The organism is Thermovibrio guaymasensis (assembly GCF_003633715.1).
Taxonomy (GTDB): domain Bacteria; phylum Aquificota; class Aquificia; order Desulfurobacteriales; family Desulfurobacteriaceae; genus Thermovibrio; species Thermovibrio guaymasensis.
Window position 1 is genome coordinate 646,050 of record NZ_RBIE01000001.1, and the last position, 20,504, is coordinate 666,553.

At 41.5% G+C, this 20,504-nt stretch carries 20 protein-coding genes; 16 read left to right on the top strand and 4 right to left on the bottom strand.

Annotated elements, in window-relative coordinates; genetic code table 11:
* Positions 1-104 precede the first annotated feature (104 nt).
* The 16 genes from C7457_RS03450 to C7457_RS03525 all read left to right on the top strand — a co-directional run bounded on the left by C7457_RS03450 (position 105) and on the right by C7457_RS03525 (position 16,713).
* Positions 105-2,099, top strand: coding sequence for an aldehyde ferredoxin oxidoreductase N-terminal domain-containing protein (locus tag C7457_RS03450; protein WP_121170044.1), 1,995 nt, complete (start codon positions 105-107; stop codon positions 2,097-2,099).
* Positions 2,100-2,162: 63 nt separating this feature from the next.
* Positions 2,163-3,134 carry a GTP 3',8-cyclase MoaA gene (gene moaA, locus C7457_RS03455; RefSeq protein ID WP_121170045.1) on the top strand — a complete coding sequence of 324 codons (972 nt, stop codon included), beginning with the start codon at positions 2,163-2,165 and terminating at the stop codon, positions 3,132-3,134.
* A gap of 3 nt (positions 3,135-3,137) precedes the next feature.
* Positions 3,138-3,392 (top strand): hypothetical protein, encoded by a 255-nt coding sequence (locus tag C7457_RS03460; RefSeq protein WP_121170046.1) that lies wholly within the window; start codon positions 3,138-3,140, stop codon positions 3,390-3,392.
* A gap of 37 nt (positions 3,393-3,429) precedes the next feature.
* Entirely contained in the window at positions 3,430-3,726 is a 297-nt protein-coding gene (locus tag C7457_RS03465) for a YtxH domain-containing protein (RefSeq protein WP_121170047.1), read from the top strand.
* 6 nt (positions 3,727-3,732) lie between these two features.
* Positions 3,733-5,163: a UDP-N-acetylmuramoyl-L-alanyl-D-glutamate--2,6-diaminopimelate ligase gene (locus C7457_RS03470; protein ID WP_121170048.1), complete on the top strand. Its 1,431-nt coding sequence runs from the start codon at positions 3,733-3,735 to the stop codon at positions 5,161-5,163.
* Positions 5,141-6,451 (top strand): UDP-N-acetylmuramoyl-tripeptide--D-alanyl-D-alanine ligase, encoded by a 1,311-nt coding sequence (locus C7457_RS03475; protein ID WP_121170049.1) that lies wholly within the window; start codon positions 5,141-5,143, stop codon positions 6,449-6,451. Before C7457_RS03470 ends, C7457_RS03475 begins: the two co-directional genes overlap by 23 nt.
* On the top strand, positions 6,448-7,323 hold the full coding sequence (locus C7457_RS03480) for a D-alanine--D-alanine ligase family protein (RefSeq protein WP_121170050.1): 876 nt from the start codon (positions 6,448-6,450) through the stop codon (positions 7,321-7,323). The genes C7457_RS03475 and C7457_RS03480 overlap by 4 nt, the downstream gene beginning before the upstream one ends.
* Positions 7,320-8,027 (top strand): cell division protein FtsQ/DivIB, encoded by a 708-nt coding sequence (locus C7457_RS03485; protein ID WP_121170051.1) that lies wholly within the window; start codon positions 7,320-7,322, stop codon positions 8,025-8,027. The genes C7457_RS03480 and C7457_RS03485 overlap by 4 nt, the downstream gene beginning before the upstream one ends.
* Positions 8,027-9,268 (top strand): cell division protein FtsA, encoded by a 1,242-nt coding sequence (locus C7457_RS03490; protein WP_121170052.1) that lies wholly within the window; start codon positions 8,027-8,029, stop codon positions 9,266-9,268. Before C7457_RS03485 ends, C7457_RS03490 begins: the two co-directional genes overlap by 1 nt.
* A 10-nt stretch (positions 9,269-9,278) precedes the next feature.
* Positions 9,279-10,370, top strand: coding sequence for a cell division protein FtsZ (gene ftsZ, locus C7457_RS03495; RefSeq protein WP_121170053.1), 1,092 nt, complete (start codon positions 9,279-9,281; stop codon positions 10,368-10,370).
* Between the two features lie 54 nt (positions 10,371-10,424).
* Positions 10,425-10,943, top strand: coding sequence for a hypothetical protein (locus C7457_RS03500; RefSeq protein ID WP_121170054.1), 519 nt, complete (start codon positions 10,425-10,427; stop codon positions 10,941-10,943).
* 11 nt (positions 10,944-10,954) lie between these two features.
* Positions 10,955-12,937, top strand: coding sequence for a chemotaxis protein CheA (locus C7457_RS03505; protein ID WP_121170055.1), 1,983 nt, complete (start codon positions 10,955-10,957; stop codon positions 12,935-12,937).
* Positions 12,934-13,440, top strand: coding sequence for a chemotaxis protein CheW (locus C7457_RS03510; RefSeq protein ID WP_121170056.1), 507 nt, complete (start codon positions 12,934-12,936; stop codon positions 13,438-13,440). Before C7457_RS03505 ends, C7457_RS03510 begins: the two co-directional genes overlap by 4 nt.
* Before the next feature lies 1 nt (position 13,441).
* Positions 13,442-15,325 (top strand): methyl-accepting chemotaxis protein, encoded by a 1,884-nt coding sequence (locus C7457_RS08960; RefSeq protein WP_121170057.1) that lies wholly within the window; start codon positions 13,442-13,444, stop codon positions 15,323-15,325.
* A gap of 5 nt (positions 15,326-15,330) precedes the next feature.
* Positions 15,331-16,308 (top strand): chemotaxis protein, encoded by a 978-nt coding sequence (locus C7457_RS03520; protein ID WP_121170058.1) that lies wholly within the window; start codon positions 15,331-15,333, stop codon positions 16,306-16,308.
* 3 nt (positions 16,309-16,311) lie between these two features.
* Entirely contained in the window at positions 16,312-16,713 is a 402-nt protein-coding gene (locus tag C7457_RS03525; protein ID WP_121170059.1) for a chemotaxis response regulator CheY, read from the top strand.
* A gap of 12 nt (positions 16,714-16,725) precedes the next feature.
* On the opposite strand, the gene C7457_RS03530 is transcribed toward C7457_RS03525, so the two are convergent.
* The 4 genes from C7457_RS03530 to ychF all read right to left on the bottom strand — a co-directional run bounded on the left by C7457_RS03530 (position 16,726) and on the right by ychF (position 20,451).
* Positions 16,726-17,445, bottom strand: coding sequence for an aminotransferase class IV (locus tag C7457_RS03530; RefSeq protein WP_121170060.1), 720 nt, complete (start codon positions 17,443-17,445; stop codon positions 16,726-16,728).
* Entirely contained in the window at positions 17,445-18,635 is a 1,191-nt protein-coding gene (locus C7457_RS03535) for an NAD(P)/FAD-dependent oxidoreductase (RefSeq protein WP_121170061.1), read from the bottom strand. Before C7457_RS03535 ends, C7457_RS03530 begins: the two co-directional genes overlap by 1 nt.
* Before the next feature lie 64 nt (positions 18,636-18,699).
* A complete protein-coding gene (gene recO, locus C7457_RS03540; RefSeq protein WP_121170062.1) occupies positions 18,700-19,347 on the bottom strand; it encodes a DNA repair protein RecO in 648 nt (215 codons plus the stop codon).
* On the bottom strand, positions 19,348-20,451 hold the full coding sequence (gene ychF, locus C7457_RS03545) for a redox-regulated ATPase YchF (protein ID WP_121170673.1): 1,104 nt from the start codon (positions 20,449-20,451) through the stop codon (positions 19,348-19,350). It lies immediately after the preceding gene.
* Between the last annotated feature and the right edge of the window lie 53 nt (positions 20,452-20,504).

Genomic DNA, 20,504 nt, shown 5'->3' on the forward strand with positions numbered 1-20,504 from the left:
TAATTACTTACATTATAACTGCTGACAAAACCTCAGTCAAACTCGCTGCTGTGGTAATATAGTTTTGGGTGGAAACCAGAAAGGTTTAAAGGGGGAAATTTAAAGTGGAATTTGTGACTCTAAGGGTAGACCTGATAGAGGGGAAGGTTCTCCTAAGGAGGGAAAGGTTAGAGGGAGTTTACGGTTTACTAGATTACGGCCTTAATGTTCACAACTTCTTTAAAACCTACGAGAAGGAACCTTACTCTCCTTACAATGCCGTTGTTTTCGGTAAAGGGCCCTTTGCTGGTTCAATACTTCCCGGGTCCCACAGGCTTGTCTTCTTCTTTAAATCGCCGCTTTATAGGACTCTCTTCCCTTCAACCATGGGAGGGGCAGCTTATACCTTTCAGAGAACGGGAGTTGACTTTGTTTCAATCATAGGGAAGGCTGAAACTCCCTCTGTCCTTGTGATTTATGGAGATGAGACTTCCGTTGTAGTTTCCGTTGAGCCCCTCAAAAAGTCACTATCTGAGCTTTGGAAGGATGGAGTTTACAGTTTCTCAGACTACTTGGTAGGCAAGTTTTTAGATAGGGTTCCTGGGGAACTCAGAATTGCTTGTGTAGGCCCTGCCTCCCTTAATACGAATTACGGTGCAATTTTCTCTCAAACCCTTAGAAACGGTAAGCCGGTTGAGGGAAGCGAGGACTGGGCCGCAAGGGGAGGTGGCGGTAGCGTACTTCTAAGAGCACACAATATTGCTGCCATTGTCTTTGGTGGAGTTTATAAGGAAGAGAAGAGGCTCATCAGCAACTACGACCATACAAAGAAGCTCTTTTCGGGTATTTTCTCAGAACCTCTCTTTAAGGTGATTGCAAAGAAGACTGAGAAGTACCGTTACAACCCAAAGCATGGAACCGGCGGAACCTTTGGAGAGGACTACTACGCCGAGAGGGAGAAGACTCCCATCCTGAACTGGCAGATGCCTTACATCCCAAGGGAGGATAGGGAAAGGCTCTTTAACTTAATAAAGGAGAAGTATGTTGAAATCTTTAATAAAGAGTCAATAGATAAAAATACCTGGACTACGTGTGGAGAGCCCTGCCCTGCCGCATGTAAGAAGGTAAGGAACGGCCTTAAGGTAGATTATGAACCTTACAACGCCAACGGACCCCTTGCCGGGAATATCTACTTAAAAGCTGCAGATAGAGCGGTTAGAACCGTAGATTCTCTCGGCTTTGATGCCATAGAGTTTGGGTGTATAGCTTCTTGGGTTTTTGAACTCATTGAGAGGGAAATTTTAACTCCAGAGGAGGTTGGTATTTCGGGAAAGCCCCTCCTTTCTCCACAAACCTTAATCAATGAGCCTGAGAAAGCTTCAGAGGTAAACGCCGACCTCCTGTGCCAGCTTGCTAAAAACGTTGCCTACGCAAAGGGTGAATTTCCAAAGTTACTGGGAGAGGGAAAGAGGAAGGCTGCTTCCTACATAGATGAGAACTTTAAAGAGAGGATACCTGAGGGAAGGAGCTCTTTGGACTATGCAGTTTTCGTTGCTCTGGGGAAGGAAGGAGAGATTTGCCCTACAATGTATTGGGCCCTTGGAAATTTTATTCCCCTTCCCGTTCAGGGAAAGTACTGGACTTACTACAAATTCGGGGTTTTCCCAGAGCCAGAATCTTTGGCGGAGAAGATCGTTGAAAGCTCAATATCTGAGTACTGGTACGACAACGTCGGTTGGTGCAGGTTTCATAGAAGGTGGATGACGGCAGGTGAGGTTTCCTGTGAGTTGGACGGTGAGTGTTCTCTCTCCAGAGGCCTTGCAAAGCCCGTTTTAGAGAGGCTGTTTGAAGTTGTTTACGGTGAAGGAGTTAACCTTTTGAGGCACGGGAAGGATTTCCTTAAGAGACTGTGCGATTATGCCCTTAAATCCGGTAGTTATCCCATTTTTCCTCCATCTGAAAGGGTGATTGACCTAATAGCCGGTGCAAGTTATGAGTTTGGTAATAAACGCTGGGAGGAGAATTTTAGGAAGAATAAAGCAAAAGCCGTTAGGGACTATATCTCAAAAACCTTAGAGACCTACAGCCTACTTATTGGTCACGAAGGCTGGAAGTTGTAGTAACTCTTTATAGATAGAAAAGGTTGGTAAGGCTTTGTGATAAAATACCTCAAGGAGCCGAAGATGAAAAATATTTCTTACCTAAGGGTCTCTGTTACCGATAGGTGCAACTTCAGGTGTAAGTACTGTATGCCTGAAGGAGTAAAGGAGTTTATTCCCCATCCGGAAATCCTAAGGTATGAAGAGATATCCCTCATCGTAAAGGCGTTTTCTAAATTGGGCGTTGATTCTGTAAGGCTTACTGGAGGAGAACCCTTAGTTAGGAAGGGCATTGAGAGTTTTATCTCAGATTTATCTCAGATAGATGGAATTTCGGATATTTCGTTAACTACAAACGGCTACTTCCTTTCAGAGAAGGCTTCTCTACTAAAAGAGGCAGGACTTAAGAGGGTTAATGTAAGTATAGATACCCTAGACCCTGAGAAGTTTTCTTTTATAACGGGATCTTCAAAGAGCTCCCTTTTTAGGGTAATAGATGGAGTTTTAGCTGCAATTGAAGCTAACTTAAATCCTGTAAAGGTGAATACGGTTTTAATTAAGGGGTTTAACGATTCGGAAATTGAGGAATTTGTAAAGTTCTCCGATGAGTTTCAGGTAGAGGTTCGTTTTATTGAACTAATGCCTGTAGGAGGAAAATTCTTCTCGCAGGAAAATTTCATACCTATTTCTGAAATTAGGGAGAAAATAGAGGCTATTTACGGGCCTTTGGAACCTTATAAAAACTATAAAAAGGGACCGGCAAAGTCCTTTAAGGTCTCGGGGACGAAGGCAGTTATCGGTTTTATACCTTCTATTAGTGAGCACTTCTGCCACGAGTGTAACCGCGTTAGGCTTACTTCAGACGGTAAGTTGAGACTTTGCCTTATGTCAGACAAAGAGATAAACCTTAAGGAGATTATCCGTTCTCCAGATTTCTCCTTTGATAAACTTTTAAATACTCTGAAAGGAGCTCTTTTATTAAAATGCAAAGTAAACGGAATAGAGGCCCTTGAGTCCTTAGGGTGCTCCCGTAAGATGTTTACAATAGGAGGGTAATAGATGACCTTAATTGAGTTTGACTTAACGGTTATAACAGTCTGTTTTGTCGTTATAACAGTTTTTACCGTTACCCTTTTAGCAGCCCTCTACAACTTAATTAAGAAAGTTGAAGATAGCTTAGATACAGTTAATTCCAGCTTAAAACCTACAGTTTACGAATTAAGGAACACTGTTAAGGTTCTTTCAGACTCTTTTCAAAGAGTTAATTCTCTCCTTTCCTTTACAAAGGTGTTTAATAGGAGAAAAGAGGACTAAATTAGTTTGTAGATATTGAATTAAGAGGAGGGTTGAGATGAGGAAGAACTCACTACTTTTCATTTTAGGAACAGTTGTAGGAGCAGGTGCCGCTTATGTAGCAACTACAAGGAAGGAAGAGCTCCTTAAGAAGATAGAGGAGCTTCAGGAGCAGCTAAAGGAGAGCGAACTTCCTGAAAAGGCAAAGGGCCTCGTTAAGGATATTAGTGAGTCGATTAAGAAGCTTATTTCAACTCCCGAAGGTGAAATAAGCGAAGAAGAGAAGAAGAGTATCCTTGAAGAGGTTGAGGCTAAAATACAGAAGTTGGAAGAGACGGTAAAAGAGGGTAAATAGGGAGTAATGCTCCTTTCTCACCTTTTAAAACCCCTTTCCTTTCCCCTAGAGGAGGAAGTTGAGGTAACTGGAATAGCTGAAGATTCCCGACAGGTAGAAGAGGGCTATCTCTTCTTTGCCTACCGAGGGATTTCTTCTGATGGAAACGACTTCATTGAAGATGCTTTAGAGAGAGGGTGCTGTGCAGTTATAACCGATTCTGAAAGGAGTTACAGAAAGCTAAGAGGTAAGCTTCCGGTTTTCCTAGTTTCTGAGCCAAGAAAGACTCTCTCCCTCCTTTCAGCCCGCTTCTATGGAAATCCGGAGAGGAAAGTTAGAGTTATCGGAATAACCGGGACCAACGGGAAGACTACTACTGCACTGCTTACTTTTCAGGCCTTAAAGAGACTTTCTGTTAAATCGGGATACGTTGGAACTTTGGGCTACGGTATGTCTTTAGATTCCCTCTCTCCTACAGGAATGACAACTCCTTCCCCGACTACTTTTTTCAAGATCCTCAAGGAATTTGCCGATAGAGGTTGTTGTTATGTTGTTTGTGAAGTCTCATCCCATGGTTTAGAGCTGGATAGGGTCTTTGGAGTTCCATTTGAGGTTGCAGTTTTTACAAACCTTACACCTGAACACCTTGATTTCCATAAAGACCTCTTTTCCTACTTCCTTTCAAAGGAGAAGCTCTTCTTTTCGGCGAAATCTTCATTAATTAACGTTGATGATAGGTGGGGAGTGGCCCTTTCGGCCCTTAGGGAAATTTTTCCAGGAATTTCCTTTACTTATGGGAAGGCTGGAGACTTTAAAATCCTTGAATTTAGAGACGGCCTTCTGAGTCTAAATTTTCAGGGTAAAGTTTATCAGGTTCCCTCCTCCTTAAGGGGAGATTTTAACGGTTACAATCTCTGTGCCTCCTTTTCCACCCTAACCCTTTTAGGTTTTGAGCCTGAAAAGGTTAAGGATTCTTTTTATGGATTAAGAGTTCCTGGACGCCTAGAGGAGGTCTATCCTAGAGTTTTTGTAGACTACGCCCACACTCCTGACGCACTTTTAAAACTCCTTAAAACAGTTTCCTCCTTTACTGAAGGTAGGTTAATAACGGTCTTTGGCTGTGGAGGGGAAAGGGATAGGGAAAAGAGAGCTCCTATGGGGAGAATTGCTTACGAGCTTTCAGATGTTGTTATAATAACTTCCGATAATCCAAGGGGTGAGGACCCTCAAAGGATAATAGCCGATATACTAAAAGGGATTCCCTCCAGAGAGAACGTTTTTATAATTCCAGATAGGAAAAAAGCTATAGAAAAGGCCCTTTCCATTAAAGGGGATAATGACGTTGTTGTTATAGCCGGAAAAGGCCACGAAGATTACCAGTTAATCGGGAAGAGGAAAATTCCCTTTAAAGATCAGCAGGTAGTAAAGGAGTTCTATGAGAGGAGAGGAAGTTGCTGAGCTGGTTGGTGGGAAGTTAATGGGATCGCCTTCCCGTGTAAGTTCCTTTCACTTTGATTCAAGGGAAGTAGGAAAGGGAGCCCTCTTTGTTCCCCTTAAAGGAAGAAGGGATGGCCATTCTTTTATTGAGGAGGCCTTTAAGAGGGGAGCTGTTGGCTCTTTAACGGAAAAGGAGTTCACAGTACCTCCAGGGAAGTTCGCAATTAAGGTTTCAAATGCATTTGAGGCGTTTAAGAAGGTTGCTCTTTACAAGCGTTCAAAGTTTTCAGGTACGGTAGTTGCTGTAACAGGAAGCGTTGGGAAGAGCACGACTAAGGAGCTCCTTTTTCACATTTTCTCTCCCTTCTTCTCTACTTACAGGAACAAGAGGAGTTTTAACAACGAAATTGGGGTAACGTATACTCTTTCAAATCTCCCCTCCTTTTCCAACCTCTACATTCAGGAAGTCGGAACAAACTCTCCTGGAGAAGTTTCACAGCTTAAGGCTTTAGTTAAGCCCCAAGTTTCTGTGATTACAAAAGTAGGAATTGCCCACACTGAGGGTTTTGGTTCATTGGAGGAGATTGTAAGGGAGAAGTTCTCTTTAACTGATGGGGTTGACCTAGCAGTTGTTCCTTATCAGTTCTCTGACTACTCAAAGGCTAAGGAAACGATTACTTTTGGAGAGGAAGGTAACGTTAGGCTAGTATCTCTTGACTTAACTTCTAGAGGTTCCTTCTTTACCGTTGAGGCCTTCGGTGAGGAAGTTACCTTTAAAAGTCCAGTTCCGGGCTATTCTGTTGTTAATTCAACCCTTGTCGGTGTTGCTGTTTCTCGGTTTTTAGGGGTTTCTTTGAAGGAGCTCCCTTTCCTTGTAGAGACTTTTACTCCGCCTTCAGGTAGATTGAAAGTTGAGGACTACGGTTCAACAATTTTGATTGACGATTCTTACAACGCAAACCCGGCCTCCTTTGAAAATGCAATAAAGGTCCTCTCTCTCTTTCCCAAAGAAAGAGTGGCAGTTGTCGGTCAAATGCTTGAGCTTGGTCCTTACTCAAGGGAAGAGCATAGAAAGTTGGCTCTTCTCCTTGAGAAAGCAGGTGTTTCTTTACTTGTAGCCTATGGGAAAGAGGCTTATTATACCTATGAAGCCTTTAATGGTAAAAAGTTCTACTTCTCTGAGAGGGAGGAGTTGCTCTCTTTCTTTAGAGAATTTCCTCTTTACGGAAGAGTTATACTCGTTAAGGGTTCAAGGGGAAATAGACTTGAGGAGGTCTGTGAAATTATAAGGGAGAGGTTGAAGAGTTGAAGGTAGCCGTTATTTATGGAGGGCCTTCACCTGAGGCTGAAGTTTCAAAAAAGAGTGCGGAGAGCGTAATAAGGGCATTGAATAATTTAGGACATCAGGTCTTTCCTCTGGAGCTTTCTCCGGAGCTCCCCTTTAAACTTAGGGAGGTATCGCCTGATAAAGCTTTCCTCGTCCTCCATGGAAGCCCTGGGGAGGATGGAACAGTTCAGGGATTGCTTGATATCATGGGAATTCCTTACACCGGTTGTGGTGTAATTTCAAGTGCCCTTTCAATGGATAAGGATTACACAAAGAGGCTCCTTTCATCCTACGGGATACCTGTTCCTTCAGGTATTACCCTTTTTAAGGGTGATAAGTTGGAAATGGTAGAGATACCCTGTATTGTTAAGCCCGCCAGAGCGGGTTCAAGCGTCGGCGTAACGCTTGTAAAGGAAGAGAAGAAACTTGATAAGGCCTTAGAGGAGGCTTTTAGGTACGACGATAAAGTCCTTGTAGAGGAGTACCTTCCAGGAAGAGAGCTCACCGTTGCCGTTCTTAATGGAAGGGCCCTCTCCCCTATTGAGATTGTTCCAGGTGGAGAGTTTTACGACTTTACAGCCAAGTACTCTTCACCTGTTACTAAGTACAAAGTACCGGCGGAGCTCCCTTTTAAGTTGGAGAGGAAACTTCGGAGTATAGCTGAGAAAGTCTATAAGGTCCTTGATTGCAGAGGAGCGGTAAGGGTTGATTTTAGGCTTAACTGGTACGGTTCACCTTTTGTTCTTGAGGTAAATACTATACCAGGTTTAACAGAGAGGAGTCTTTTACCTAAGGCTGCCCAAGCTGAAGGTATTTCTTTTGAAGAATTAATAAAGGAGATGTTGAGGACTTGAAACGTCTCGTTATATTTATCTTCCTCTTTTTGTTTTTCGGTTTTGTTTTCTACGGTATCTTAAATGCTCCGGGGCATCTTAAAGAAGTAGAAATTATCGTTGTAGAAAAACACGGTAATTGGAAGAAACAAATAAGCCAATATGTGGTTTCACTTATTCAGCCGGGTGAATCTATTTCCTCTGCTCTCATTGAAAAACTTTCCGATAAGCTAGATTCTTTTCCTTGGGTAAAGAAAGAGGAAGTTTCAGTTAAAGGAGATAAATTAACAATTAAGGTCTGGGAAACCATTCCTACGTTTTACCTTTTCTTCAATAGAACCTATTACTTAATAGGTGATAATGACTTTGTTCTTGAAAAGAGTTCTAGAGCCATAAGGAGCTTGCCTGTTTACTACTACAAAGGAGCGGAGTCCCCTTTTGTGACAGATAGGGGGTTTTTAAAAATTAGAAAAACTGTTAAAATGGAAATTAAACTGGCCAACAATAGGATAAAGGAGTTGACTTTAAAGGGAGAACCGCCTCAAATTATTTTGAGTGATAACTTTATAACCCTAATCTTTAGAAAGGGGAGAATTATAGTTTATTTAGGAGCTGAAGGTACTTCTTGGGATAACTACAAAAAATTTATTTCCCTTGCAGGCTTTCTAAAGCCAGGAATTTACGACTTTAGGTTCTACGACATGCTTACCCGGGGGAGGAAGTAATGGTTACAGAGAAGAAGATACTGACTATTGATTTGGGAACCAGTTCAATCAGGACTGCTCTTACGCTCGTTAAGGGGGATAAGAAGCATACTACAATTGCGACTACTCCTTCTAGAGGTATAAAGAACGGAAGTATAATCAACGTTCCATCGGCTAAAGATTCTTTACGTTCGGCTCTCAACAAACTGAAGCTTGAATCAACTTCGGCCGTTCCCCTTGAAGCTTACGTTATAGTTCCTGGTGGATGTACCTTAGGTTATGAGGTTGAAGCAAAGATTTCCTTCCCCGGGATTAAGACTATAAACTACAATGATGTTAATATGGTTAAAAATAAGATAAAAGAGGAAATAAGGAGGAAGAAAGGTCTAACCCTTAAGAACATCTATGAAATCATCCATATACTACCCCAAGAGTTTATAGTTGACAACGTTGACGGTATACAAAACCCTATAGGCCATTCAGGTAGAGAGCTTAGTATGAGGGCTTTTGTTATCTTGGCCTCTAAGGCCTACTTAAAGACTCTAGATCAGCTTTTAAAAGAGGTAGGTCTTAAACTTAGAGGAGTTGTACTTCAGACTCTTGCTTCTTATTACGCAGTTAAAGACGATAAAACTTACTTTAACAATAACCTATTTATCTACCTTGGAGCAGGGAATACAGAGGTCCTTTACCTGAGGGAAGATGCTCCAGTTTTCTTTAAGCATGAACCTTTTGGAGCTGAAGATATAATAGATTTTATCATTCAGCAGTTAAAAGTTAGTAGGAATGAGGCTGAAAGGCTATTTAATGAATATGGAAGTGCTTATGCCTTCAGCGTTAATCCAGAGGAGGTAATAAATATAAATTATGGAACTAAGACTTTGAGAGTTCAAAGAATCTTGATTCCTGCTCTTATTCACCTTCAGCTTAAGAAGTTAGCTAAAGACATAAAGAAAGCCTTAGAAAATGAAGACCCATCCTTTCTAACTCACCTTAATAGAGTTTATGTTACCGGTGGGTTTGCTAAGCTCAAGGATATGCCGGTTCTCCTGGAGAAACTCTTTAAAGCTCCTATTGTGGTTGTTTCTCCTGAAGGAGAGTTGAAAGATCCCTCTCTATCTCCAATAGAAGGAGTAGTTAACTATGTACTCTCCCTCAATAAACGAGAAAGGCTTACTGATATTAAAGAGGATCTTACTAAGGATTACGGTAAAGAAGGTTTATTCTCTACAATATGGCGCTTTTTAACCCAGTATATTTAAGGAGGTGTAGATGTTTGATATAGCTGATGATCTTTTCCAGGGGCCTGTAATAAAGGTAGTGGGAGTTGGAGGAGGCGGAGGTAATGCTGTTTCCCGAATGTTTGAAATGGGAATAGAAGGGGTAGAGTTTATAGCTATTAATACTGATGCTCAAGTCCTCTCAAAACTTCCTATTCCCGTCAAAGTTCAGATAGGTGAGAAGTTAACTAAGGGACTTGGTGCTGGTGGAAAACCTGAGATTGGCGAGCAGGCAGCTCTGGAGGATGAGCCTAAAATAAGGGAAGTCCTTGAAGGTTCCGATATGGTTTTCATAACTGCCGGAATGGGCGGAGGTACGGGAACGGGAGCTGCTCCGATTGTTGCTAAAGTTGCTAAGGACATGGGAATACTTACCATTGGCGTTGTTACCCGCCCCTTTGACTTTGAAGGTAGGAGAAGGCAGGAGTTTGCCGAGGCGGGGATCAGAAGGTTAAAGGAGTTTGTTGATACTCTGATGGTTATTCCAAACCAAAAACTCCTTACAATAGCTCCCAAGGATATGAACATCCTTAATGCTTTTAAACTTGCAGATAACGTTCTCTATCAGGCAGTAAAAGGGATAAGTGAAGTTATTACAAGGCCTGGCCTTATTAACCTTGATTTTGCAGACGTTAAGACTGTTATGCACAGTGGAGGTTATGCCCTGATTGGTATAGGAGAGGCCAGCGGAGAGGATAGAGCCTTAACTGCAGCAAGGAAGGCAATAGATAACCCTCTCCTTGAAAACGTTCAAGTTGAAGGAGCAAGTAGAATCCTTGTAAATATAACCGGAGGAAGTGATTTAACGCTTGATGAGGCTTATGCTGCTGCTTCTTTAATAAAGGAGAGGGCAAAGAGGGATGATACTAATTTCTTCTTTGGAGTTACTATGGACGATAGCCTTGAAGGTTCAATAGAGGTTACTGTTATTGCTACGGGATTTGATGAAAAAGGGAGGCCTTTAGCAACAGGATTTACTAACTTTAGTAGGCCTCAAACTGCAGCTCCTTTCCAAACGACAGAGGCTGTTGATGAACTTGATATTGATATATCTAAAATACTTGAGCAGCTTAAGGAAGACTAGGTTAAAAAACTTCTAGCTTTCTCCGAAAATGATTATTGAGTGGGGGGATCTGAAATGGAGAAGAACCTCTTAAAGGAAGTTAAGGAACTTCTTGACCTTGTAAAGTCTTTTAAAGACGAAATCTCTGATATTTCAAAGAAGAAGGAAGGTTTCAGTTTAGCTAATGATCACATAGAGAGCGCTATAAGTGAGAGTGAAGAGGCAACTAAAAGGCTGATAGAATCGATAGGGAAGACCTTAGAAGATCTAAACTACCTTTTGGAACTTTCTTCTCAAATTGAAGATGAATCCTTAAGAGAGAAGTTGATTGGGAAACTAAAGGAAATTATCTCCCGTTTAACTTCTGATTTAACTCTTCTTGAATTTCAGGATATACTGGCTCAGAGACTCTTAAAGGTAAAATCGTTTTTAAATGATATTGAAAAGAGCATTCTTAGAATAGCTCTTCTTGTTGGTATAGAGGAAATGCCTGCTGAAGAGCCTGAGCTCAGGAAAAAGATGGAGGAGCTCCAGTGGAAGAGAGAAATTACTCAAGAAGACGTTGATGAGATAATGAAACAGTTTGGGCTTTAGGGAGAGGAACTATGAAGGTAGAGATTCCCGAAGAGTTAAAAGAGATTTTAGACGAGTTTTTAGTTGAAGCCTCAGAAATTCTGGAAAACCTTGATCAGGACTTGGTGGACCTTGAGAATAACCCGGAAGATAAAGAGCTCCTTAACAAAATTTTCCGTGGAATGCATACCTTAAAGGGAGGGGCTGGTTTTTTAAACCTAACGACGATAGTTGAGATTGCCCATAGGATAGAGGACATCTTCAACAAGTTAAGGAACAATGAGCTCAAGCTTACTCCAGAGATAATGGACGTTATCTTAGAAGGTATTGATCAGCTTAAGGTTTCCCTTGAAATGTTAAAGGAAAACTCTGAACTTCCCGACCTTTCAGAAGTAGAACCTATTTTAAAGAAACTTGATTCAATACTTAAAGGTGAAACGCCTGAACAAGAATCTTCAGAAAGTTCTTCAGATTCTCAAGGAGGTAAAGGAGATATTGAGTTTGTTGAAGGTATTTCGGATACTTTAAAAGAGCTGATAAAAAAGTATCCAGGAAAGGACCTTTCTCAAATACTTGAAGAAATTATCCTCCTACCTCCCGATAAAAGACCTATGGAGGTTATCCCTGAAATAGAGAAGCTAATAGAGGAAGGTAAAGATGTTAAAGACTTAATAAAGAAGAAATCCACTGAAAAAGTCAAAGAAGGAGCTTCTGCTCAGTCTCAAAGCCAGCCACAACCGCAACCACAGTCGCAACCTCGGTCTCAGAAAACTTCAACGCCTTCCTCTACCCAGCCAAAAAAGACAAAGACCGAAAAGAAAAGTTCTGAAACTATAAGAGTTGATGTAGAAAGGGTAGAAAACTTAATGAACTTGGTTGGAGAGATTGTCCTTGATAGGAACAGAATTTTAAGGGTAACTGCCGAGGTAGAGAAGGAGTGTAAATCAGAAGCTGTAGAGCAGTTAGTTGAAGCAGTTACTAGTCTTGATAGGACTGTTAGCGACCTTCAGGTTGCTGTTATGAAGTTGAGGATGCAACCTATTAAGAAAATATTTAGTAAGTTCCCTCGTCTTGTTAGAGACCTTGCGAGGAAACTGAATAAGAAAGTTCAGCTGATTATAGAAGGTGAAGATACAGAGCTTGACCGTTCAATCTTAGATAAGTTAGAGGATCCTTTGATTCACCTTGTAAGGAATGCTCTTGATCACGGGATAGAACCTCCTGAAGAAAGGATAGCAAAAGGTAAACCTGAAGTTGGAACTGTTCGTCTCTTTGCCTACCATGAAGGAGATCACATAATAGTTGGGATTCAGGATGATGGAAGGGGAATAGACCCAGAGAAAGTTAAGAAAAAGGCTTTAGAAAAAGGGCTGATTACTCCTGAGCAGGCCGTCCAAATGAGTGATAAGGAAGCCTACGAACTGATATTTATGCCTGGTTTCTCAACTGCAGAGAAGGTTAGCGATGTATCAGGTCGTGGAGTTGGAATGGACGTTGTTGCAAGTACGATTCATTCTTTAAGGGGATCTATTGAAATTGAAAGTGAACTTGGTAAAGGAACAACAATTATCCTTAAACTTCCTTTAACTGTTGCAATTATTAGAACTTTAATGATAGGTGTTAACGGTCAGGTTTATGCTGTTCCTCTCCACTCTGTTGTTGAGGTGGTTAGGTACGATGAAAATTTAGTAAAAGATGTTGGAAAATTTAAAAGTTTTATGCTTAGAGAAGAGGTTCTTCCTCTCTTTTCCCTCAACGAACTCCTTGAACTTCCCGATAAGGATCAGAAGCACTTTGTAGTTATAGTAAAGGTAGGAGAAAAGTATATAGCTGTTTCTATAGAGAACCTCCTTGGAGAAGAGGAAATTGTTATCAAGTCCCTTGGAGAACTCCTAGCGGATATTCCTGGAATTGCCGGCGCAACGATTGCTGGTGATGGAAGAGTTGTTCTAATTCTTGATCTAAACTCTCTCCTTTCTGACTATAAAGTAAAACTAATTGGAGCAAAGGTATGAAGGAGAATAGGGAAAGTAAAGATATGAACATCCTAGGTGTAGAGGAATTAATAGGGGAAGTACGGGAGAAAGAAATACAGGTAATAGCCTTTAAACTCTCTGAGGAGCTTGTTGGAGTTCCGATAGAGCAAGTTATTGAAATTACCAGTAATAAAGATATAACTCCTGTTCCCAAAGCTCCTTCTTACGTTATAGGTGTTATGAATCTTAGGGGAAAGATAGTTCCAGTTATTAACCTTAAGGAACACCTTGGAATACCATTTACAATACCCGAAAACATTTATAGTGAAAACAAGATAGTAATTCTTGAAACTCCAAAAGGGGACGTTGGCGTTATAGTGGACAGAATTGTCGGTTCAATTAAGTTCCCGGAGGACGAAATACTTCCTGAGCCTATAGGAACGGTAGGTATTGATATTAAGTTTATCAGCGGAGTTGTTCAGCTTGAGGAGGAGCTTTTAATAATTTTAAACATTGAATCAATTTTTAATAGGGAGGAGTAAGATGTTTTGCTCATGGGAAAGGAAAGAGTTGGAGAGGTTGAAGGGGGAAATTGAAAATTTAATGGCTGAAAAGAAAAAGCTTGAGGAAGAACTTGCACAGATTAAGAAGGAGAGAGATTCCTTAAAGGAGGAACTATCAGCATGTTCTCAAAGGGTAATTTCCTATCGGAAAGAGAATGAGGAGTTAAAAAAGAAAATTGACCAGTTGGATAACGACGTTTACACTTACAAGCAAATTCTTGATTCCCTAATGGAGGAAGCCATATTTGTTGCTACGGCGGACTTTAAACCCGGAAGAGCCGGCAATGAAATTGTCTATGCTAACAGGCGTGCCTTTGAAATAGCTAATAAGTGGAGGGACGTCTTTATCTCTGAATTTGGAGTTGATCCAGACAAGCTAATAGGAACTAGCATTCACGTTTTCCATAAGGACCCAGAGAGGGTTAAGGAGCTCCTGAAGGCTACCAGACCCGGTGAGCATAAGAAGAATGCCGATATTCAAATAGGTCCGTACGTTATGGCCTCTTACCGCCATGCAATTGCAAATAAAGATGGAAGCATTCGTTATTACGTAGCAACCTGGAGGGATGCAACTGCTGATAAACAGGTTGAGGAACAGCTTGAGAAGGCAAGCCGTATGTTCCTTCAAAACTTGAGGGCTACGAAACAGTCTCTTGTGAATAACCTTGCAACGATTGTTGCTGTGTCGGTGGCAATTAAGGAACTTAAGGACGTTCTTGATCTTTCAGAAAAACAGATTGATGCTGCCGAGGATATTGAAAATGCTGTTAATAAACTCGTTGAAGTTTCAAACAAGCTTATAGAGAATTACCGTTTTGTTCTGAATGAGCTTGAGAAGGCAGAGAAGAAGACTGTTGAGTCTATTTCTCAAATGGAGAACATAAGGGATATTACCCGCGAGATGGAAGAAGTTGTTCATGCCCTTCAAGTACAAACAGAGCAGATAGATAGGGTTGTTGAGGTAATTACTTCAATTACCGAGCAGACTAACCTCCTTGCCCTTAACGCTGCAATAGAGGCTGCAAGGGCAGGTGAGGCAGGAAGGGGATTTGCCGTGGTTGCAGACGAAGTTAGAAAGCTTGCAGAGAGGACCAACAAGTCTGCAAGTGAAATTAGAGAAGTTGTCAAGAACATGAGAGAGCAAATGAATAAGACTGCTGAGATTACTAGTAGAGGCGTAAATGCCGTTGAAGAAGGAATGAAATTCTTCAAGAGCAACCAAGAAGTTTACAACTCTTTGAGGAACTCTTCCTACGAAGTTCAGCGTGTTATTGATAGTATGACCGACATAGTTAAACTTCAGAAAGAGAAGATAGAGCAAATTGTTAAGAATATTCAGCTTTCAAATAAACTCATTGGTACTGTTAAGGAGCAATCAGATAAAATTATTAAAATTGCTGAGAAGACGGACACTTCCTTACACAAAATTTGGGAAACCTTCTACATCTTTGATCTTGGAGATGCAGCTGTTTTACTTGATAGACTGGCTAAACTTGCTGAATTTGCTGCAAAAATCAATGAAGCTGTTAAAGGAAAGTTCATTGAGGGTATCAATCCAGATACTACAATTCTCTCAGAGGTAGATTCTCTAATAAGATTGATTTCTCTTCAAAACAAGGATATCCTTGAGCTCATTAAGAAATATCCTCAGATTGAAACTTACTTCTCAGAACTGGAGGATCAGTTCTTTGAGATAAAACTTCTCCTGAAGGAGCTCTTCATTGCTATGAATAATGATGATGTAAATGAGATTAAGGAAAAGGAGAGTGAGATATCCTCAATTATTAATAAGATTTCTGAAAATTTAGTTCAAGCTATTTCTGAGATCATTCTCAGTCAGAAGAAAAAGGCTAATAAAGGGTAAAGGAGATGGCAAAGAAGAGAGAGCTCTTACCGAAGATCCTTGAAACGGGAGCTAACGAGCTTGAAATTATAGACTTTAGGATGTATGAGCTCCTTGATGACGGTTCTATATATGAGTGGATTTTAGGTGTTAACGTTGCTAAGGTTAAAGAGGTAATATTTAAGCCTAAGGATATAATTAAGGCTCCTGGTCTGCCCCCTGAAGCTGAAGGAATGGCCAAAATTAGGGGGCAGATGGTTCCTATAATAAACCTTGCCAAGTGGATGAAGATTAAGGAGCCGCCTAATGCCGGAAGGTACGTAATTGTTATGGAGTTTTTGAGAGAAATTATCGGAGTTGTTGTTCATGAAGCAAAGAGAATTCGCCGTATAAGGTGGGCCGATATAAAGAGGCCTCCAAAGAGTATAGATGAGAAGTTAGGAGGAAAAGTTATCGGGGTCGTTGAAATTGAGGATAATAAGCTCCTGCTCCTCCTTGACTTTGAAGGTATCCTTGACGAGCTTGGAATGATTAAGATTTTTGGAATTGAAGAAGTTGAGACTGTAGAGAATATAGAGAAGAAGGGACACTTCAAGATACTCATTTTGGATGACAGTCCTGTTGCAAGGAAGATTATTAGAAAGATCCTTGAGTCTGACGGTCACACGGTCTATGAAGCCCAGAACGGTATAGAGGCCCTTCAGCTTCTCCATCAGTGGCTTGAAGAGGCAAAGGCGACAGGAAAGGATATTACCGATTACGTTCAGCTGATCATTTCAGATATTGAAATGCCGGGTATGGACGGTTTGACCTTTACAAGGAAAGTTAAGGAAGATCCTGAACTCTCTAAGATTCCTGTTATCATTAACACGTCATTAAGCGATAGGGCAAACGTTGATAAGAGCCGCTTTGTTGGGGCCGATGCTCACTTAGTTAAATTTGACGCACCGGATCTATTAAAATTGGTCCACCAGTACGCTATCAAAAAGCAGGAAGGAGGTTAGAACATGGCAATGCCCCCAGAGGACATAAAAATCTTGGTAGTGGATGACATGGCTGCTATGAGGAAGATTTTAAAGACCCTTTTGGCTCAGCTAGGTTATAAAAACGTTGATGAGGCAGAAGACGGAAAACAGGCTCTAGAGATTCTGAAGCAGAATCCTAATAAGTACGGTCTGGTTATTACAGACTGGAACATGCCCAACATGACAGGAATTGAGCTCGTTCAAGCTATAAGGAGCGATGAGAAGCTTAAACACCTTCCAATTCTTATGGTAACAGCTGAAGCTAAGAAGGAAAACGTTTTAGCGGCTATTAAAGCAGGGGTAAATAACTACATAGTTAAACCTTTCACTGCAGAAACCCTTAAGGAGAAAATTGAAAAGATCTTCTCCTCCCTTCAGAAGTAGTTGTTTAGGGGCTTAAAGCCCCTTAAACTCCATCCACTCTATTACCTCTCTTATTTTCCTATAAATGGGTTTTCCTTGGGTTTCCTTCAGTTTAAACCCGTCAATTTCGACTACTAGGCATGTATCTTCCCTTGCGCTCGTTATGAATACTTCATCCGCTTTTAAAAGTTCTTCAACCTTAAAGAAGCCTTCAACTACCGGGATTCCCATTTCTTCTGCCAGTTCCAGTATAAACTCTCTTCTTGTTCCTCTTAAACAGCCTGTTTTAAGGCTAGGGGTAAACAGTATTCCATCTTTAAAGAAGAATAGATTTGCAAAGGCACATTCCGATACAAACCCCTCTGAAGAGTAGGTTATGGCTTCATCATAGCCTAGTTTCTTGGCTTCTTCAAATGCAAACTTTGAAATCTCAGCCCCAATACTTGTCTTCTGGGTAAAGATGGCTGAGTAGAACCTCTTTACTGAGTAGACTGACTTAAGCTTTACCCTTTCTCTCTTTAAGCAGTCTCTGGAGCTTACGCTGAAGGAACCGTTTTCGCTTAATGAGAAGCGTACTAATTTTGTTCCTCCTCCATTCTCCTTCCACTTTTTAACTAAAAGCTTTTCAAAATCTTGCTCACTCAGGTTAAGGGAAAATCCCAAGGAGAGAGCTCCCCTCCTCAGCCTTCTATAGTGGTAGGAAATGAGAACTGCCCTTCCCCTTTCAACCCTTACAGTTTCTATTAGCTCCATTACGGCGCATCAAAACCGGGTATTCTCGGAACTTTCTTCAGCTTACTAGCCTTGTAGTACCAACCCCAGAGCTTCTTTAAAGTGTGTCCTATAAACGGCAGAGGTAGCATTATTGAACGCTTATCGTCCCTGTATACTAAAGCTCCGCTCATCCAGCACGGTCCCATATCCATTAGACAGAGTATGTGGAGGTGGTGGATGTACTCTTCCCTCTTCTCGTCTCCCCTCTCCTTTGCCTCTATGTTCCTTGCAACAATCCTTCCCATAACTTCTGCAATGTGCCCCTGCTTTGCCTTCCACTTGGGGCCTTCAAATGCAGCACTGTCTCCTATTGCCCAGACCGTTTCATCTGTTCCAGGAACTGCACAGGTAGGCTCAATCTTTACAAATCCTGCTTCGTTGAGCGGTAGGTCGGAGTTCTTAAAGACTGGATGACCGTCTGTCGCCGGAATGAACATGGTTAAATCGCTCTTTAAAAGGGAATCATCTTCAAATACTACTCCTTCGGGAGTGAACTCTTTGATTTTTTTCCCGAAGTGCCTCTTTATTCCCAGCTTATCTAGCATTTTATAGGCTCTCTCGGCGTTTTTCTCCCCCAACCTAATTCCAGGCTTTGGCATTGGGGCAAAGAAGTGGAGTTGAAACTTATCCCTAATTCCCCTCTTCTTAAAGTAACAGTCAAGGTTAAAAACAAACTCAAAAGCGGGTCCTCCCCTAACTCCTGTCGGGTCTTTAGGGTTCCCTCCAAAGCCTGCAGCTATAATTCCTCCTCCCTTCTCCATGAGATGGTCAATCTTCTCCTTTATCTTTAGACTCTCTTCAGGCTTTCCACATATAGATAGGAAGTTCTCGCTTCCCTTGTGTTTAACTTTACTTCCTCCAAGAGCTATAACTAAATAATCGTACTCTTTCTCTTCTCCTCCTTTTAAATAGACCTTCTTCTCCTTTGTAGATATCCTTTCAACTTCCCCAATTGTTAGTTTAAATCCGTTAGCCTTTGCAACTTCGTCTAGTGGAAGTATCACATCTTCCCACTTGTACTCTCCCGTCGGTATCCATATGGAGATCGGGTAGATGTAGAGGTAATCCCTATTAGAGATGAGTTCCACATCAAAACACTTGTGGCAAAGGGCAAAAGCTGCCTCTACTCCGCCTATTCCTCCTCCCAGAACTAAAACCTTTTTGGCCATTTTTACCTCTCTGATTGCATTTTCAATATAAATTATAAATCTTATTTTTGAACATACGTCAAATTCAATCTATTCTTTCCTTGAAATGGCCCTCAAGGACTTGAGTTATCTTCGGTAGGAGCTCCCTCTTATAGTCTTTTCTTACCTCTTCAAAAGGCTTTTTGGTTAGTTTTATTACTTCTTTGCTCAACTCCTTATTCCACCTAATGTTCCCTTCCGCCTGACACCTTCTACAAACAGTTCCCCCCTTTTTTACCGAAAAAGCGGCTATTTCCCTCTTACCGCAGGAGACACACTTCCTAACTTCTGGGAACAGGCCTTCAAGGAAGAGGAACTTTGATAGGAACATGGGGTAGGCCAATTCAAACACTTCGTTGATTGATAGGTAGTTTTCTACCAGTTTAAAGACTTTCTTACTTCCGGGAAGTTCCGTTTTAAGGAGGAGTTTGACTATCCTTGCTCTGTAGTGTAGTTCCTGGATACTCCTTGGAAAGTTTTCCTTTATTAGTTTTGCCTCCTTTACCTCAAACCTATCTCCCTTTTGAATTAACTTAAACTGAGATACTGAGAAAGGCTCATACTTAACTGGAAACTCTCCCCTTTTAACCTTAACAACTATTCCGACTCTGCCTAAGAGTTCAGTATATATGGAGAGGGCTCTCAGCCCTTCTCCAAGGTTGAGGGCCCTTAAAACGACACCTCTCGTTTCCATTTAGACGTTAAACCTGAAGTAGATTACGTCTCCGTCCTGAACCTCGTAGTCCTTTCCTTCAAGCCTCATTAAACCTTTGTCTTTACAGGCCTGAATGGAGCCTTCCCTCACTAAATCTTCGTACCTTATCACTTCTGCCCTAATAAAGCCCCTTTCAATGTCTGAGTGAATCTTCCCTGCTGCCTGAGGAGCTTTAGTCCCTCTCTTTATAGTCCAGGCCTTAACTTCAGGTTCTCCGGCTGTAAAGAAGGTTATGAGGTCAAGGAGCCTGTACCCTTCCCTTATTACAGCATTAAGCCCCGGCTCTTCCATTCCAAGCTCTTTTAGGAACTCTTCCTTTTCCTGTGGTGGGAGTTCTGCAAGTTCTGCCTCTATCTTTGCACAGATTTTTACTACCGGAGCCCCCTCCTTTTTGGCAAATTCCTTAACTGCCTCTACGTACTCGTTATCCTCAAAAAGTCCCTCTTCGTCAACGTTTGCAACGTACATTACAGGCTTTGCAGTTAAGAGGGCAAGCTCTTTAACAACCTTCTGCCCTTCCTCTCCTATTTCTCCCAAGTAAGGTCTTATCCTCTCTCCCCTTTCCAAGATTTCCTTTATCCTCTCAAGGGCTTCAACTTCAGCCCTTGCCTTTTTGTCGCCGCTCTTTGCAACTTTCTTAACCTTTTCCAGTCTCCTTTCAACGCTCTCTAAGTCTTTAAGGACTAACTCGTAGTTTATAGTTTCAATGTCCCTAACAGGGTCAACGCTTCCTTCAACGTGGACTACGTTTTCATCTTTGAAACACCTTACAACGTGGGCTATTGCATCAACGCTCCTTATATTTGCGAGGAACTGGTTTCCAAGGCCTTCTCCCTTGCTTGCGCCTTTAACTAACCCTGCAATGTCAACGAACTCAATTGTTGTTGGCGTTACCTTTTTAGGCTTTATCAGTTCGGCTAACCTGTATAGCCTCTCGTCTGGAACTTCTACTATTCCAACGTTCGGTTCAATCGTACAGAAAGGATAGTTTGCAGCTTCTGCCTTTGCAGTATTTGTTAGGGCGTTAAAGAGAGTAGATTTCCCGACGTTTGGAAGTCCTACTATTCCACAGTTGAATCCCATTTCTGTTCCCCTTATGAAATAATTTCTGATGCTTGGAAATTTAATCCGGAGGA